Here is a 14,554-nt window from a genome sequence, read left to right on the forward strand (position 1 = left end):
TCTATTGTTCTTGTATATTTTTCTTTACTATTACATCTTTACTTGCACCTACTAGTGCATATGGTAGTAATGTTATCGCAAAAAATATTGTAAATACATTCAATTGCGAGATTTTATATGGTGTGAACCATTCCGTGAAAAATTGAGAATGTAAAATTCTATTAAAAAACTCTCCGCCCAGTCTAAAGTTTGGTTTCCATTCAGTAACATCACAAATAATAAAAATGAATTGTACAATTAAAAATGCCCCTAAACACCGAAACCAAATTCAATTCCAAATCGGCTGCACTTTATTTAATGTATCTTCCATCTAGCTCTCACCTTTTTTATTTCTATCATATTGATTATACACTTTCCTCACTTTATTTGTTAAAATTTTCTATACAATCAAAGATGTTGGGGGAAATATATGATGTCTAATCCTATACAAAAATCAACTTTAATTATACTTCGGGGAAACTCCGCAAGTGGCAAAACAACAATCGCAAAGGAACTGCAAGAACATTTCGGGCAAGGTACACTATTAGTCTCACAAGATGTCGTGCGTAGAGATATGCTAAAAGTTCACGACACAATGGGTAACTTATCTCATGATTTACTATTTGAAATTACAAAGTATGGAAAAGGAAAATGTGAATTTGTTATTTTAGAAGGTATTTTAAACAGTCGTAGATACGGTAATATGCTGAAAGAATTAATACACCACTTTGATGGAAAAGCGTATACATACTACTTCGATTTATCATTAGAGGAAACGATCAGACGCCATAATACAAGAGAAAAACGAATTGAGTTTGGAGAGGATTCATTACGAAAATGGTACAATCCTCACGATACAATTGTAGTGAATAGGGAGACTGTTTTTACAGATGCTTTTACGCAAAAAGATATATTTCATGCGATTCTTAATGATGTTGCGATACGAAAATAAGACCGACAGAATATGTCAGTCTTATTTTCGTTATGTACTTTATATTTCGGTTTTTATAATTGAACAATCTTTACATAAATAAAAATATATATTCATTTCCCCGAACTGGAAATCAACTACTGAAATAAGTTTCCGTTCCTTAATATCTTGTGTAATTGTAGCAACATACTTCATTTCTTTAGAGCAAGTTGGACATGCAGAATCCTCTGGAAGATCTTCATATAATGGTGCCCCTAATAATCTACAAACATATTCTGAACCGAACAAGTCAAAAGCTTCCCAGTAACTATCCTCATCAGTAGGTATATCTTCATTTTTCATATTTATAAGCTTTACAGTTGTTTTTGGTAATGAAACTGGAAGCTTATCTTCCTCTTCCATTACCCATTCTTCTGTATTTTCTTGCCGTATAATTTGAACTGTTTTACCTCCATTACTTAATTGGAAATATTGTGGCTCCCACACCATTGCACAATTCAAGCATGAAACTAATGGTAAAATATTTAGTTCTCCACTTTTAAGTTCAGCAAGCCGCTCATCATTCAAATCAAAACAAATGATTTGGTGCATCTTCTCACCACATAACTTACATACTGGTAAATGACAATCTTGATCGCCGAAATAATGATTATACAAATCTTTCCCTTCGATTACTCTATACCCTTTCTTTTCATTGCAATATGCGCCATATAATTCCGTTGTCATATTCCATCCTCGTTTTATATAAATGTGATCCACCATATAATATTAATTAACACTAAAAAGCATCGTCTTCCTGCATAGTTTCTATAATAAATCCTTTTAAATTTCGGGCTATTTCTTCCATTTCCGCATCTTCGTGATACCAAATATATATTTCATCACAAACTATTCCGTTATGTATTTTAAAGCACAATTTATCCCCTGAACCATCGTCACCAATTATTATAAGGTCTTCAGATATATATTCATCTCTCAACTCAATATTTTGTCTAACTACATCGTCCCAAGTTTTTGCTACATTTTTATTATCTTTAATAGGATATAATATCCATTCCCCTATTTCAGCGTTATTTACTAATTTAAAAAGATCTCTATATTGTGCCGGGAAAACAACACCTAACTTTTCTTCGGTTTCTTTTATATACAATTCAAATACACCTTGTTTCTTTGTTTCAATAATTTCTCTTACTTCTTTCATACAATACACCTATCCTTTGAACTTAATTACACGAATATGAGTGAAAGTGCTTAGCAAATAATTTAATTTATATATTTCATTATATATTAACCCTTCGTTGCCATCATACTGTTCTTGTCAATTTCTCAATGAATCACACTAACTCAAAAAATAAAAGCCAGCCTCAATAAAGAGAACTGACTTCTATCTAGATAACTATATATATTATAGAATTTTCACTTTAACGGTTTGTCTTCCCCAATTCATAGCTTTACTTTTTGACCCCATTAAAACATCAATGCGATTACCTTTAATTGCACTTCCGGTATCTCCAGCGATGGCTTCTCCATAACCTTCTACCCATACTTTAGATCCTAAAGGAATTACTTTCGGATCAACTGCGATAATTCTCATATTCGGATTAGCCGTTAAATCATGCCCCATCGCAGTTAAAACGCGTCCACCATATGTACCATTTTCACTTGGATCAGCAGTATATGCTGTCGCTACTACCGTTAATTCACGTTTAGCAGACTGTGTGTTATTTTTAGATTCTTCTTTTGCTTTCGCTTCTTCTTTAGCCTTTTCTATTTCTCGAGCTTTCGCTTCTTCCTTAGCCCTTGCTATTTCTTGTGCTTTTGCTTCTTCCTTAGCCTTTGCTATTTCTCGAGCTTTCGCTTCTTCCTTAGCCTTTGCTATTTCTTGTGCTTTCGCTTCTTCTTTAGCCTTTGCTATTTCTTGCGCTTTCGCTTCTTCCTTAGCCTTTGCTATTTCTTGTACTTTCGCTTCTTCCTTAACCTTTGCTATTTCTTGTACTTTCGCTTCTTCCTTAGCCTTTGCTATTTCTTGTGCTTTCGCTTCTTCTTTAACTTTTTCTACCTCTTTTACTTTTGCTTCTTCCTTAGGCTTCGCTATTTCTTGTACTTTTGTTTCTTCTTTAGGCTTCGCTATTTCTTGCGCTTTCTTTTCTTCCTTACCTTTTGCTACTTCTTGTACTTTTACTTCTTCCAGCACTTTTGTTGTTTCTTTCGTTTTTGCTATTTCCTGTATTTTTGCTACTTTCTGCGTTTTGGCTTCTTCCTTAGCTTTTACCGCTTTTTGTACTTTCGCTACTTGCTTCGTTTTCTCTCCAGTTTTCTTTTCACTTGGTGCTGTACTTGATAGGAAAGAAACATTTGCATAAGCTGTTTTTCCTTTATACTCAAATTGTAGCCATCCATCTTTTGCTTGATGCGTTGATTCAATTACATCATCTTTTTTCAGTCTACCAAGAATTTCTGATTCTGTGTTTGCTTCAGAGCGTACATTTAACAAGTTTGCTGTTACATGATAAATATCTTTTGTAAACTCCGAACTTACAAACAATTCTTTACCATTTAAATCAATTTTTGACCATCCTTCTTCGGTATTTATTACTTTTAACTTTTGTCCTTCTTTTACTTTTTCGATAACTTTTGATTCCGTAGTTGGCTTTTCACGTACGTTGAGTACATCCGCTGTTACGATCGTTTCTGCGATAGCAGATGTAGTAAAAGCCCCCAATCCAAAAACTGTTGCTGTTGCTGCGCCAATTATTTTTTTCATATTAGCCTCCATTGCTTTTTTTGGGTTTTATGAAATGCTCCCATAAAATTAGGTAATTTCACGGAATATCAAAACATTTGCAACGATATATTTATACCGCCTAATATACCGTTATTAAAACCCTTTACTCCAATAGTATCAAATTCTCATTTTTAATTCTATAAATTATCAATCTCTTTATCTTATATAAATGTTTCTAATCCTTTTTCTTTTTACTAAATAGTCGTTGCAATTCCTGCCAGAAATAAACTTACAATTGCTAAAAATGAAGTACCGACTATAGCCCCTCTTAAATGGAACATGTAATCTTTATATCCCTTCATCCCATCCGTACAAGGAATAACAACAAACCTCGGAGTAATCCAGCAAAAAATAAGCCAATCAATTATAATTAAATCTACTAAATTGAAGATCATTAAAATGCCTAAAGTATGTAAATAAGCTTCAATATACAATAATTTTTCTTGTTGATGTATTATATATGTAGAAACGAAAGGAGTACCGAAAAGAATTATATTGTATGCAATATTAAAGTAAATCGTTTGCTTTTTTTCATGAATTGATTTCGGAAAAACTACCTTTTGAATATCTTTCGGATAATCATTTAATGATAGACGAGGATTATAATATACAGACCCCAATATCATTACGGAAAGTACAATAGACATAATGACACCAACATACATCATTTGCTCAAATTGACTCATAAGCCTCATTCACCCTTTTCTGTAATTCCTATGTAAGTCATTCACTTAATTACACATTGTATGTACGGACACAACTAAAAATTAAAAATTATCTTTTTTGCCAAATCAAATTCCTTGTAATATAAATACAGTTTTTATACAGTGAAAGCCTAATTAGTACAGATAGGATTGGTGGAACCTATGAAAATTGAACATATCGCAATTTGGGTAAATGATTTAGAATTAATGCGTGATTTTTATATAAAATACTTTAACGGTAAATCAAACTCTTTATATCATAATGAAGCGAAACAATTTGAATCTTATTTTATTACGTTCGAATCTGGAGCAAGGATCGAACTAATGCGTAAAAAAGGTATAGAAAACCAGCCTAACCTTCATATAACTGGCTATGCACATATGGCTTTTTCTGTCGGTAGTGAAGAACGTGTAAATACATTTACTACAACATTACAAGATGATGGTTACCCTTTATTAAGTGGACCTCGTTTCACTGGAGATGGATATTACGAAAGTGTGATAGGCGATCCGGAAGGTAATCAAATTGAAATTACGATTTAGCTTACTTTTTCTTTTCTGAAGAACAAATAAAAATTGGTTTGGAGGAATATTATGCAAAAGCTATATTTTACTAAATATGGAGCAACAGATTTCAATCAATATTTCCAACTCGTATCAAATGAAGAAGTGATGGCGCAAATTACCGAGCGTGCCATTCCGTTAGATGAGGCACAAAATGACTTTGAAAAATTGTTAAAGCGCAACGAAAAGCATCGGCTATTTGGCTCCTATAAAGTGTATGACTCTATTACAAATGAATATATCGGCCTTGGACACGTTACACTCAGTGAGGAAAATGAAAAAGAGGCTGAAATTGGTTATATGATTTTGCCAGGATACTGGGGAAAGAGATATGGTAGTGCGATTGCAAAGGAATTAATGCATATAGCGAAGCAAACAGAAGTAAACGTATTAAAAGCAATTATTGATCCGAATAATATCCCCTCTCGTAAAATATTATTAAACTTCGGTTTTACATCTGAAAAAGTTTGCGAGATTGATGGATTGCCTGGGGAGATTTTGAGTACATATATTTAACTATATAAAAAAGCAGTGCTACATTTGAACTAACCGTAGCATTGCTTTTATCTTTTATTATTATAAAAATCCATTTTCACTTTAATACGAACTAAATCATTATTTCTTTATCTCGTCTACTACACTTTGAACTAAAGAGATAAGAGCTTCCTTTGTATCCTCATCTGTTACCTTTGCATCATCACTAAATTTAGTGCGCACTGATGGGATTAATAGCGAACCATTTTGAACGACAATTGTATCTAGCATACCTAGCGTAAGTAATAATGATTCATGAGCTTTATCCCCTCCAGCAATCGACGGTGAAGCTGTTATAATAGCAACTGGCTTTTTATAAAGTTCCGCTGATGAAACAAGCCATTCTAATGCATTCTTCAAAACTCCTGGAATACTTTTTGCGTACTCTGGTGTACAAATAATAAGTGCATGTGCCTCACTTAATGTCTTTCGAAATTTTTCAACAACAATCGGTGCTCCAACTCGATCTACATCCGGATTAAAATGAGGTAGTTCCCCTATCCCATTATAAATAGTGTAATCTATACCTTCTGGAATAAATGCTGCTAAAGTTTTTAATACGTTTGTGTTGGATGACCCTTCCCTAATACTTCCTGAAATCGCTATGACCCTTTTGTGTTTACACATATGATCCCTCCTAAGAACATCATACTGATACAGCCATAGAAAAATCAAAAATATTGAATCATTTAACAAATGTACATCCGTTAAATTTGTTTACATAATAATATTATGAGTATAAAAAACGAATCAGTTATTACTTTCACCGTTTTTCATTTAGTCTCTACATACCACGCACTATTCCACCACCGAAAGTAAAACTTTCTCAAGCTCTTTTTTAGACAACATACTATCGTTTATATACACTTGGTATGCATTTCTTCCTTCTTTTGCAGGTACTACTATTTTTTTATTTTAACATGTTGGATATGCATTAGAACCCAAATAACGTTCTTTTATAATTTGACGATGATGAAGCTCATGACCAGCGATAATGTTTGCTAATGCAAGAACCGTGACTTCAGAATTGTTCGCGATTCCCCTTTGTAACCAGGCTTCTTTATCTAAACTTTTAAGCAAATGCACAGTAGATTGGCGAACAACTGTTAAATTCTCAAGAAGATCTTGCATAGATTGCTTATCAAAAGCTGCTCTAAGAACATACATATCATCGTTATATCCAGGAAGTTCTGCTGTCTCGCCTCTTGCTATGGAAAGCAATCGATATGCCATAATACGTTCAGTATCCACAATATGACCGATTACTTCTTTTATACTCCATTTATTAGGAGCATATCGAAAATGTCCCTCACTATCAGAAATATCTTTCAATAAAAGATTTGTTTCCTTCATTTGTTGCTCTAGAATACGTATGATATCTCCATTTGGTATTAAATTTATGTACGTTGAATAATACGGATTATATTCATTTGCGTCTGGTCTCTTTTGCATGCTTATCATCCTTTTTATCTTATCTTTATATACAACTTATCATAAATTATTATCATATTAATCAGATGATTTAAATTCTAAAACAAAAGGTCCCCTTCCTATAGAATTACATTAACAAAGCGACTCATCCCCAAGCTTCCAACTAAACCATCTCCCATGCCCTTCCGTTTCCCCAACAGTTTCACGATATTCGTTTCCGTTAATATAATAATCAATATGAAGATCACGATCCCACATGTTGTTATATAGGTGGAATACATCACGTTTTGCACCAATTTCTTTCATTTGTTTTTCTAGCGTATGTTTTACATTTTCAGGTATTTGGTTTGCCACATGTGTATGGAAAATACAAATAACAGCATCTTCCCTTATTTGATTTACAATGGCCGGAAGAAGCGCTACACCGTCCCCTTCAATTAATTGCACTGATTTTTCTTTTACAAGCGTCGCTGCTTGGTCAAACATTTCAAGCCTTTCTTTATGTTCTGGCCAAATGAGTGCACGTAACCATAAATAATCTTCCCCATTATGTAAATCATTCACATGTAAGTCCAGTCCGATTCTTTCTACGACAGATGGGCTTTCTTTTAGAAAATGCGGCACATTCGCCCCTCTTATTTCAGAAGTTACATGCACATTTGAATTTATATTTCCGTACATTTCATCCGTCCCGTACGAATAACGGTATTGGTCCCAGAACAGTTGCAACCCAGAACTTGTCCCAATTTCAATTAACGCTAACGGCTTCTTCACTTTGTTAAATATGTAGCAGAAACTTGGGTATAAGTATGCGCACCGTCTTACTTCATTCGTTTGAACAAGTTTTGTTTGTAACAAAGTAATGATTTCTTCTCGGTACTCTTTACAGAAATCTTTAAAATGATTAAAAGCTTTATCTAAATTTGTATCGGCATTTTCAACTAAACTACTATAATACGTGTTTAAATGATGTTCTTTCCCTGCTAACAATAAATAATGTACTGCACCTAATAATAAGTTTGGGACTGGTTGATCTACCTGAGCATAGGACGATAGTGTAAGTACTTCCTCATCTTCAGCAATTTTCATTGATAAATATTCATATAAATCACTTGACCCTTTACATTCCTTTATTGAAAAGTTTCGAAATAAGTTTGAAATTTGCTCTTTTGTACGCATTAAAGTCCCTCCTTTTAATTTTTCAGAATAATCTTACCATTACTGAGAGAAAAATCCCATAAAAAGGTACTCGATTTAGTCACTTAAGGATACGTAAGCTTTTTCGAGATAATTTCAAACTGTAATTTTTTTCTATTCATTAACTGAAAAGTGCTTGTTAAATAAGAATTTTGGCAAATAAAACGTTAAATAGTTTAAAATTATCAGATAACACTAGATATTTTAGTCTATTAATTATTATAATAGAGTATGAGATGGTTATATAATTGAGACAAAAAAGGTATACACCTAGGTGGGGCCTAGGCGGTGTTTCTCTTTTACGGCTTAGACATAGAAAACACCTACTCTTTTTTGCCAATATAGGGGATGGAGAGATTATCATGAGCAACATGCAGCAAAAAACAGACGTTATCTTAATTGGTGCAGGAATTATGAGTGCAACGTTAGGCTCATTACTAAAAGAATTAGCACCTGAATGGGAAATTAAAGTTTTTGAAAAACTCGCAAGTGCCGGGGAAGAAAGCTCTAACGAATGGAATAATGCAGGTACAGGGCATTCTGCGCTATGCGAACTGAACTATACTTCCGAAAAATCTGACGGATCTATAGATATTAGTAAGGCTGTAAAAGTGAATGAGCAATTCCAGCTTTCAAGACAATTTTGGGCATATCTTGTAAAAAGCAAATTAATTCGTAATCCACAAGATTTTATTATGCCACTTCCTCATATGAGTTTAGTAGAAGGGGAAAAAAATGTAGAGTTTCTAAAAAATCGTTTTGAAGCGCTTTCAAAAAATCCACTGTTTCAAGGAATGGAGTTTTCTGATGCTCCTGAAACATTAAAAAAATGGCTTCCTCTCATTATGGAAGGTCGTACATCTAATGAACCGATGGCTGCAACGAAGATTGACTCTGGAACAGATGTTAACTTCGGTGCATTAACACGTATGTTGTTTGATTACTTACAAACGAAAAATGTCGAGCTAAACTACAAACATAGTGTCGAAAATATTAAACGCACGAAAAATGGTTTGTGGGAAGTAAAAGTACACGATATGAATAGTGGTAAAATTGAGCATCATACTGCAAAATTTGTCTTTATCGGTGGCGGTGGCGGTAGCCTACCTCTACTACAAAAGACAGGTATTCCTGAATCAAAACATATCGGTGGATTCCCAGTAAGTGGACTATTTATGGTATGTAAAAATCAAAAAGTAATTGAGCAACATCATGCAAAAGTATACGGTAAAGCTAAAGTTGGTGCTCCACCAATGTCTGTACCTCATCTAGATACGAGATATATAGATAATAAAAAAGCTTTACTGTTCGGACCGTTCGCAGGGTTCTCACCTAAATTCTTAAAAACTGGTTCAAATCTTGACTTAATCGGTTCTGTAAAACCGAATAACGTCTTAACGATGTTAGCTGCTGGTGTAAAAGAAATGGGACTAACAAAATACTTAATTCAACAAGTTATGTTATCACATGAAAAACGTATGGAAGAATTACGCGAATTCATTCCGAACGCAAAAAGTGAAGATTGGGATATTGTAGTTGCTGGGCAACGTGTACAAGTAATTAAAGATACTGATGCTGGCGGTAAAGGCACACTTCAATTCGGTACAGAAGTTGTAAGTGCAGCTGACGGATCAATCGCTGCATTACTAGGTGCTTCACCAGGTGCTTCTACTGCCGTTCACGTCATGCTTGAAGTATTAGAAAAATGTTTCCCTGATCGTATATTAGGATGGGAAGAAAAAATAAAAGAAATGATTCCTTCTTATGGCATTTCTCTTACTGAAAATCCAAGACTATTCCAAGATTTACACACTTCAACTGGACGTACACTTGGATTAAACGAAAAAGAAACTGTTCATAATTAATGAATACATTCACAAAATGACATAATAAAAACGTCCGATATATTCGGACGTTTTTTCTTCTTTAAAAATTATACTTATCAATATTATCTTTCGTAAAGACAACTCGCTCTGGTAATACGATAATTCCGTTTCCTTCTGCCTCATAGTCATATCCTTGTATGGAGTTAGGCTCTACTTTCACTTTTCCGATACCTTTTACTTCGAAGCTATCCCCTACTTTTAACTTCTTCCCTTTTACAACAATTTCATTTGCTACATATGTTGCGAGAGCCCCTTGCTGTTTTACATCCCATAATCCAAATTGTTGTACTGTTCCTCGTTTTACATAATCACGCATAACGTTCGGCGTAGAAAATCCAGTTACAACTACTTTTTTATCCATTTTTAAATTTTCTGCTGCTTGTGCCATTGCTGGAAGTGCTGTTGCATCTGGACAAATGACTGCGTTTATATCAGGATACGTTTTTAATATGTTCTCCCCTACTGACAAAGACTTTTGCGCATTATTTTCACCATACTGAGTCGTTACAATTTCCCAGTTCGGATATTTCTTTTTAATTATTTCTTTCGCCTTCGTTACCCATTGGTTTTGATCCGTTACAGTTGGACTTGAATAAAAGAATGCTACTTTTCCTTTATCTCCAATTTGCTTTGAAGTCATTTCAATCAATACATTAGCAAGTTGATCTGGTGTTCCTTGACTTATATAAAAAGAACGATCTTTCGGATTCACATCAGAATCCCACGTTAACACTGTCATCCCTTTTTTCTTAGCACGTTGCAGTGATTGTGATAGGCCGTCCACCGACGTAGAAGAAACCATTAATGCATCATAGTTTTGGTTAATAAAATTATTTATATATTTCACTTGTCCTGATACACTCGCTTCAGACGGTCCATCATATTTTACTTGTACACCTAGCTTATCCCCCATCTCTTTCGCGCCTTCACCACCTGATGTGAAGAAACCAACTCCAGTTAATTTCGGGATGAATGCAAATTTTACATCATCAGCCTTTTTCTTATCTGCTGTTTGACTAGAGCAAGCAATTAAACCGATTAAACAAATACATACAATAATAACAATCCCCAGTTTTCTCTTCATGACATTTCCCCCTTATGCAAATTCCTTCTTTTTCCCGCTAAGAATGGATGTACTTTGAAATGTCTCATAATAACTGAAAGAATAAGGATAATACCAATCACTACATTGGATTGTTCATTAGTTAAGCCTGTCATTTGCAAGCCATACTGCATTAGTCCTATAAATACACTCGCTAGTACAGTACCGATAATACTTCCTTTTCCCCCTGTAATAAGTGTCCCGCCTAATACGACTGCTGTAATGATCGGTAAAATCGTTTCACTTCCCATATCAGCACGTGCGGAACCAAAATATGCAGTTAAGAAAGCTCCCCCTAATCCACCTCCTAACCCAGAAATTATATAAGCGATGATGACTACTTTCTCCGTTTTGATTCCGGTGTATTTCGCTGCATTTTCGTTTGCGCCTGTTAATTTTACGTGGCGCCCATATATGGTACGATGAAACAATACAGTGCATAAAACAGTTAATACGATTAGGATCCATAATAGATTAGGTATTCCTACTAAACTACCATTTGCCAGTTGCACATACGCATCAGGTAAACCACTTATTCCTTCGTATCCAGAAGCGCCCGCACCTCCTGAAATGACGAGTGCAATTCCTCCGTATAAAAACATCGTTCCGAGTGTAACGACAAGTGGTTCTACACCTGTCATTTTTATAATGATTCCGTTTAAAGCGCCCGCTAAGCAACTTATTATTAGGGCGATTATGACAGCAAACAAAATAGGTATTCCGCTCATCCAAAGTACACCAATCAAAATCGAAGTGAGCCCCATTATTGAGCCGACCGATACATCAATTCCACCTGTTACAATAACGAAAGTCATTGGTATCGCCGCGATTGCGATAAATAGGAAATCATTTGTACTAAAAAGGAGATTACTAACGTTGAAGAAATCACTATTTAGAAAACTAAAGAGAATGAATTCTATAAGAAGGAATACGATTAGAACACCTTCCCATCTGTAAACATGCTTCATATATTCATCCTCCTTTCTGCTCTCCACTTTTTCATTACACTATCTAATATAATAATAAGTAATAGTAAAAATCCTGAAATAGCATTATTCCAAAATGCTGGTATTTTTAAAAAGACGAGTGAACTGCTTATTGCTTCTAAAAATAATGCACCTAATGCGGCCCCAAATATAGAACCTGTTCCCCCTTTTAAATGAATTCCTCCTAGCACAGCAGCTGCGATAACCTGTAGTTCTATTCCTGTACCTGTTTGATTTGGAACGAACCCGATATTCATAACAAAAATGCAACCAGCAAGTGCCGCACTTAAGCTCGATATAATAAACGCATTTATCTTCACTTTATTAACAGGTATCCCAATGAGTCTTGCACCATTTTCATTATCACCTACCGCATAAAAGTATCTTCCGTACGGCACTTTCATTAAAAAGAAATAGAGTAGTAGTAAAATAATAAGAACAATCCATACAGTTATCGGTAGACCAAGTATGACAATAGATGACAGCTGCTTAAAATCGTTTGGAATATCTTCAATCCACTTCCCGCCTGTGAAGATTAACATTGCACCTCTAATAATTCCTAGCATGCCTAATGTCATAATAATGGCTGGTACCCGAAACTTCGCAACGCCAATCCCGTTTAAGAAACCGATAATAGTGCCAAGTATCATAGTAGCAATAATTGAAAAGAATGCACTATACCCGTTCGTTAACAACATTCCGCAAACCGCTGCGCTTAATCCCATAATCGAGCCAACTGATACGTCTATATTTTTCGTAAATAAGACGAAAGATTGGCCAATTGCTAGAACGACTAAAATAACGCTTGATTTCATCATTAAAGATAACGAGTTAAACTGAACAAAACTAGGATTTATCATTCCGACAATGGCTATATACATAAGTAGTAACAGTATGATAGACGTTTCGTGCATTTTATACATGCGTTTCATTCCGTTACACCCCCATATGCAAGACGTGTAACTTCACCTACACTCATTTGTTCTTTCTCTAAATGAGAAACAAATTGACCATTTCGCATTACATATACACGGTTAGAAAATTGGACAATTTCCTCAATATCTGAAGAAATCATTAATATGGCGAGTCCTTCCCCTTTCATTTTTTCTATCGCCTCATACACTTCAAGTCTTGCTTTTGCATCAATTCCGCGCGTCGGTTCATCGAGAATAATAATTTTTGGGTTACATGCTAAATATTTCGCAAGCACGACTTTTTGCTGATTACCTCCTGATAAAGATGCCAGTTCTTCATTCATGTTTGGCACAACAATTCGAAACTGGTCTATATACGACTTCGCTAAAGCGCTTTCTTTTTCTCGGCTAATAAAAAAACGATTATTTTGCTGTAAACATGCTGCTGTAATATTTTCTGTAACAGATGCGATTGAGAAAATCCCATTCCTCGCTCTATCCTCTGGCACATAAACGAGTCCTTCGCCTAGCCTTTTATGCAAAGAAAATGTATCAATAGATTTTCCTTCTAATAAAATAGTCCCTGTTTTTATAGATTTCAATCCAAATATCGCTTCTGCTAATTCAGTTCTACCTGATCCAACGATGCCAGCAATACCTACAATTTCTCCAGCGTGTACAGCGAATGATGTATTTGAAAATGCGTGGCCAGTTACATTCGTTACTTCTAATATTTTTTTCGTCCTTTCTATCTCTTGAACTACTTCTCTTTTTTCTTCCTGTTTATATCCTTTTGGCAATAGTCCCTCCATCAGCATGTCATAAGTATAGTCACATACATCCCCTTGGCTTATAATCATTCCATCACGTAATATCGCTACTTTATTAGCAATTTCAAAGATTTCTGGAAAACGATGCGTAATGTATATCATCCCAATTCCTTTTTCTTGTAAACTTTTCATCAACACAAAAAGACTCTTCATTTCGTGAGTTGTTAATGTCGATGTTGGCTCATCTAAAATAAGAATCTCGGCTTCTCGTATTAATCCCCTAACGATTTCTACTAATTGTTGCTGCGCAATGGATAACGATGCTCCTAGCTCATAAAGGGCAATATCCCAACCTAAACTGTCCATTAATTGCTGAATCTTTACTTTCAGTTCCTTTTTCTTTCTGTTTAGCCCAATACATATATTTTCTTCAATAGTCATATGCGGAAAAATGAGTGGTTCTTGTGGTATTAAATACATACGTTCTCGATGTGCTTCTGACGGATTTGAAAATTGTTGCCTCTTTCCTTTTACATACATTTCTCCACTATCATACGAATATAACCCCGTTAATATTTTCATTAATGTTGATTTTCCAGCACCATTTCCCCCAACTAAAGCGTATATATCTCCACGCTCTACTTGTAAGTTCACTTCTTTTAGCACAAGTTGATTTGAAAACGCCTTACTCATTTTCTTTACTTGTAATAAGGGTATGTTCTCCACATGATGTCACCTGCCTTTATCCCGCTATTTACTACCCGTTCATGC

General features: G+C 34.8%; 16 protein-coding genes. 4 read left to right on the forward strand and 12 right to left on the reverse strand.

What is annotated here, in order from left to right; translation table 11 throughout:
- Position 1: 1 nt before the first annotated feature.
- Entirely contained in the window at positions 2 to 268 is a 267-nt protein-coding gene (locus DPQ31_RS14375; RefSeq protein WP_257131986.1) for a YfzA family protein, read from the reverse strand.
- Positions 269 to 409: 141 nt separating this feature from the next.
- Between DPQ31_RS14375 and DPQ31_RS14380 the strand changes: the two genes are divergently transcribed.
- Entirely contained in the window at positions 410 to 931 is a 522-nt protein-coding gene (locus tag DPQ31_RS14380) for a kinase (protein WP_208732066.1), read from the forward strand.
- Positions 932 to 970: 39 nt separating this feature from the next.
- On the opposite strand, the gene DPQ31_RS14385 is transcribed toward DPQ31_RS14380, so the two are convergent.
- From DPQ31_RS14385 to DPQ31_RS14400, 4 genes are all read right to left on the reverse strand, one after another.
- On the reverse strand, positions 971 to 1,636 hold the full coding sequence (locus DPQ31_RS14385) for a hypothetical protein (RefSeq protein ID WP_106080556.1): 666 nt from the start codon (positions 1,634 to 1,636) through the stop codon (positions 971 to 973).
- A gap of 52 nt (positions 1,637 to 1,688) precedes the next feature.
- Positions 1,689 to 2,111, reverse strand: coding sequence for an SMI1/KNR4 family protein (locus DPQ31_RS14390; protein ID WP_016108632.1), 423 nt, complete (start codon positions 2,109 to 2,111; stop codon positions 1,689 to 1,691).
- Between the two features lie 204 nt (positions 2,112 to 2,315).
- Entirely contained in the window at positions 2,316 to 3,674 is a 1,359-nt protein-coding gene (entB, locus tag DPQ31_RS14395; RefSeq protein WP_208732067.1) for a cell wall-binding protein EntB, read from the reverse strand.
- A 215-nt stretch (positions 3,675 to 3,889) separates the two neighbouring features.
- Entirely contained in the window at positions 3,890 to 4,381 is a 492-nt protein-coding gene (locus tag DPQ31_RS14400) for a nitroreductase (protein WP_208732068.1), read from the reverse strand.
- A 180-nt stretch (positions 4,382 to 4,561) separates the two neighbouring features.
- On the opposite strand from DPQ31_RS14400, the gene DPQ31_RS14405 reads away from it, so the two are divergent.
- Positions 4,562 to 4,942: a VOC family protein gene (locus DPQ31_RS14405; protein WP_000687538.1), complete on the forward strand. Its 381-nt coding sequence runs from the start codon at positions 4,562 to 4,564 to the stop codon at positions 4,940 to 4,942.
- Positions 4,943 to 4,993: 51 nt separating this feature from the next.
- Positions 4,994 to 5,479 carry a GNAT family N-acetyltransferase gene (locus tag DPQ31_RS14410; protein WP_001171007.1) on the forward strand — a complete coding sequence of 162 codons (486 nt, stop codon included), beginning with the start codon at positions 4,994 to 4,996 and terminating at the stop codon, positions 5,477 to 5,479.
- A gap of 99 nt (positions 5,480 to 5,578) precedes the next feature.
- On the opposite strand, the gene DPQ31_RS14415 is transcribed toward DPQ31_RS14410, so the two are convergent.
- The 3 genes from DPQ31_RS14415 to DPQ31_RS14425 form a co-directional block, all read right to left on the reverse strand.
- Positions 5,579 to 6,124 (reverse strand): NADPH-dependent FMN reductase, encoded by a 546-nt coding sequence (locus DPQ31_RS14415; RefSeq protein WP_087969407.1) that lies wholly within the window; start codon positions 6,122 to 6,124, stop codon positions 5,579 to 5,581.
- 288 nt (positions 6,125 to 6,412) lie between these two features.
- Positions 6,413 to 6,949, reverse strand: a complete 537-nt coding sequence (locus DPQ31_RS14420) for a DinB family protein (RefSeq protein ID WP_097959415.1) — start codon at positions 6,947 to 6,949, stop codon at positions 6,413 to 6,415.
- A gap of 111 nt (positions 6,950 to 7,060) precedes the next feature.
- Positions 7,061 to 8,107, reverse strand: a complete 1,047-nt coding sequence (locus DPQ31_RS14425; RefSeq protein ID WP_208732069.1) for a DUF2332 domain-containing protein — start codon at positions 8,105 to 8,107, stop codon at positions 7,061 to 7,063.
- A 380-nt stretch (positions 8,108 to 8,487) separates the two neighbouring features.
- Between DPQ31_RS14425 and DPQ31_RS14430 the strand changes: the two genes are divergently transcribed.
- On the forward strand, positions 8,488 to 9,990 hold the full coding sequence (locus DPQ31_RS14430) for a malate:quinone oxidoreductase (RefSeq protein WP_000069153.1): 1,503 nt from the start codon (positions 8,488 to 8,490) through the stop codon (positions 9,988 to 9,990).
- 61 nt (positions 9,991 to 10,051) lie between these two features.
- Here the strand turns inward: DPQ31_RS14430 and lsrB are convergent, their stop codons facing one another.
- Genes lsrB through DPQ31_RS14450 form a run of 4 tightly spaced genes read right to left on the reverse strand, consistent with a single transcriptional unit; the run spans position 10,052 to position 14,509 of the window.
- Positions 10,052 to 11,095: an autoinducer 2 ABC transporter substrate-binding protein LsrB gene (gene lsrB / locus DPQ31_RS14435; RefSeq protein ID WP_000823645.1), complete on the reverse strand. Its 1,044-nt coding sequence runs from the start codon at positions 11,093 to 11,095 to the stop codon at positions 10,052 to 10,054.
- Positions 11,092 to 12,081: an ABC transporter permease gene (locus DPQ31_RS14440; protein WP_000683486.1), complete on the reverse strand. Its 990-nt coding sequence runs from the start codon at positions 12,079 to 12,081 to the stop codon at positions 11,092 to 11,094. The genes lsrB and DPQ31_RS14440 overlap by 4 nt, the downstream gene beginning before the upstream one ends.
- Positions 12,078 to 13,031 carry an ABC transporter permease subunit gene (locus DPQ31_RS14445; protein ID WP_087969411.1) on the reverse strand — a complete coding sequence of 318 codons (954 nt, stop codon included), beginning with the start codon at positions 13,029 to 13,031 and terminating at the stop codon, positions 12,078 to 12,080. Before DPQ31_RS14445 ends, DPQ31_RS14440 begins: the two co-directional genes overlap by 4 nt.
- Positions 13,028 to 14,509: a sugar ABC transporter ATP-binding protein gene (locus DPQ31_RS14450; RefSeq protein ID WP_106080559.1), complete on the reverse strand. Its 1,482-nt coding sequence runs from the start codon at positions 14,507 to 14,509 to the stop codon at positions 13,028 to 13,030. The genes DPQ31_RS14445 and DPQ31_RS14450 overlap by 4 nt, the downstream gene beginning before the upstream one ends.
- Between the last annotated feature and the right edge of the window lie 45 nt (positions 14,510 to 14,554).

Origin of the sequence: Bacillus sp. COPE52, assembly GCF_003355115.1 — a bacterium.
Lineage (GTDB): Bacteria > Bacillota > Bacilli > Bacillales > Bacillaceae_G > Bacillus_A > Bacillus_A toyonensis.